We start from the raw sequence: 392 nt of genomic DNA on the forward strand, positions 1-392 counted from the left end.
TGTCGATCGAGTCGGTAATGGTGGTGACGGCCGGCGTGTGTCGATCGAGTCGGTAATGGTGGTGACGGCCGGCGTGGTGCTCGGTACGAGGTTCTCGAAATTGCCACCGGTCGCACCGGTGATTGTGGTGCTGACGGTGCTGCCGTTGTTGTAGACTTCATTGGCCGGGGTTTCGACATTCACGGARCCGGTGGTTTTTCCGGCTTCGATGGTGATGGTCGAGCCGTTGGACAGGGTCACGGTGACCGGTGTTTGCGCCGGGTTAGTCAGGGTGGCGGTGTAGGTGATCTGGCCACCTTCAGTGACGCTGCCGGTGGCAGTCAGGGTCAGGCCGGTACTGTCGATCGAGTCGGTAATGGTGGTGACGGCCGGCGTGGTGCTCGGTACGAGGT

At 61.6% G+C, this 392-nt stretch carries 1 protein-coding gene; it reads right to left on the reverse strand.

Going from position 1 to position 392, the window contains the following annotated elements:
- Positions 1-392 (reverse strand): immunoglobulin-like domain-containing protein (locus AC1DIS_RS30195; protein ID WP_477781328.1); only part of this gene is annotated, 392 nt, incomplete at both ends.

Source organism: Pseudomonas sp. 05N433 (assembly GCF_056396925.1).